Here is an 824-nt window from a genome sequence, read left to right on the forward strand (position 1 = left end):
ATAAACAAAGAAGAGCCTGATATGGCTCTCAGGCTCTTCCCTCAATAGCAAAGAGTAAGTCTTTTAATTACCCTTCTGCTACATAATACACGAAACGTATATGGATGTGTAGAACAGGAAATTCCAATATAACTATCCGAATATAGTGTTCAAAACTATATTCTAGATATTTTAAATAAGGAATAAAATTACAAATGTTGATTTGCCGCGTTATAGAAACTCATTTATATAAAGTTATAGTCAATAAAGTGATATTGCGATAATAAAATATGAAATATTTCATATCGAATTGTAGAACGAGAAAAAGTGAAAACGGCAATTGAATAAAAACGCTATTTGAGTAGAAAGGGGAATAAGGATGATTCCATGGGACAAGCGAGTGTATGCGTTGTATCAAGGTGATCAGTTTATTACAGAGGGAACAATTTTAGAGGTTAGTGAAAAGGCAAATAAATCATTAGATTGGCTTAGATGCATGTTAGCTCCAAGTTATGAAAAGGTGTGCGGTAACAGTACAAAGCGGTTGCGATTGATTCGATTAGATGATGAGGATTGAAATCTATGTACATTATTTTCACATTAGATACCTTTGCTAGAAAAAGAGTTCTGGTGCAAAGATAAAATGAAAACTAGTAAAACGCATATATTCCTAACAGAATTGTATTTTATGCTACAAGTTCAAACAATTGATGGATGAATTTTTTCTGGTTTTGGACAGACTGATCCCGTAAATCAATCTGTTCTTTTTTAATCATATGCATAGCCTCTACTCCAGAAAGAATGGATGTAGCTGTGTCAAAGTATTTGAACCCTAGCATAGAACG

The 824-nt window shown here is 33.0% G+C and carries 1 protein-coding gene and 1 pseudogene; one reads left to right on the forward strand and one right to left on the reverse strand.

All coding sequences use genetic code 11. The annotated features are described in order from the left end of the window. The first annotated feature begins 358 nt into the window (after positions 1 to 358). The gene (locus tag MR065_RS27010; protein ID WP_242215736.1) at positions 359 to 556 is read left to right on the forward strand and encodes a hypothetical protein; all 198 of its coding nucleotides are present in this window, start codon (positions 359 to 361) and stop codon (positions 554 to 556) included. 109 nt (positions 557 to 665) lie between these two features. Here the strand turns inward: MR065_RS27010 and MR065_RS27015 are convergent. Beyond that, a pseudogene (locus MR065_RS27015) lies at positions 666 to 824 on the reverse strand (IS6 family transposase); the annotation flags it as partial.

This window comes from Bacillus cereus group sp. BfR-BA-01383, assembly GCF_022663495.1.
GTDB lineage: Bacteria > Bacillota > Bacilli > Bacillales > Bacillaceae_G > Bacillus_A > Bacillus_A cereus_AU.